General features: G+C 59.9%; 1 protein-coding gene and 1 pseudogene. Both read right to left on the bottom strand.

The window, feature by feature from the left end; genetic code table 11:
- Positions 1-423 (bottom strand): class II aldolase/adducin family protein (locus tag ACMWKA_RS25690; RefSeq protein ID WP_162270389.1); only part of this gene is annotated, 423 nt, incomplete at its 3' end.
- Positions 416-640: pseudogene (locus ACMWKA_RS25685) on the bottom strand (nucleotide-binding domain containing protein); the annotation flags it as partial. The pseudogene ACMWKA_RS25685 and the gene ACMWKA_RS25690, both read right to left, overlap by 8 nt.
- Positions 641-739 lie beyond the last annotated feature (99 nt).

The following is a 739-nucleotide window of genomic DNA, read 5'->3' as shown; positions in this document are numbered from 1 at the left end:
TCCCCTGGGCGAAATGCGCCTGGTAAGCAGAGTTTTTGAAATGTAAGGCCTTTGAATAAGACAAAAGGCTGCCTCATCGCTAACTTTGCAACAGTGCCCGAGCCCCTGCAGGCAGGAGAGCGCGGTCAGATAGTGGCTGTGCAAGTGGACGATCGCCTTGCAGGCCGGGTTGTGCAAATAGACCGCCCGGTGAAAAGTGACCTCTTTCGACGGTTTGTCGCCGGAGATCCATTCCCCTTGCAGCGTCACCACCGACAACCGCTGAGCCTGCAGTTCGCCGAGGCAGGCGCCGGTCGGCGTCGCCAGCAGGTTGCCGTCCGGCAGCAGCAGCGACAGATTGCCAGCGGAGCCGGTGGCATAGCCGCGGCTAAACAACGAGGCGCCAATCTGCACCATTTCCTCTCGCAGTTGTTGCTCAGTCATGACGAAACTCCTGCTGGGCACGGGCAAAGAACTGGATATCGCCGAAGTTACCTGACTTCAGCGCCAGGGAGAGCGGCTGGCGGGTGTCACGCACCCAGGGCACGCCAGGGGAGATGGTCGGCCCAATATGGAACGCCTCAACCCCCAGGGTCTGCGCCACAATGCTCGACGTTTCCCCTCCGGCCACAATAAAGCGGGTAAATCCGTTCGCCTTCAGGGGGTCGGTTCCGGCTGAGGGCGAAATGACACCCTAAGCTTTCGGTTCCTTGGGCCAAAGATATTCGCCAGTCAGTAGAATGTGCGCCCAGCCCAATGG

Source organism: Enterobacter sp. 03-F-07-AD-ECC (assembly GCF_047530935.1).
In the GTDB taxonomy this organism is placed as follows: domain Bacteria; phylum Pseudomonadota; class Gammaproteobacteria; order Enterobacterales; family Enterobacteriaceae; genus Enterobacter; species Enterobacter cloacae.
The sequence above is the reverse complement of the archived record's forward strand: the minus strand, read 5'-3'. Positions and strand labels throughout refer to the sequence as shown.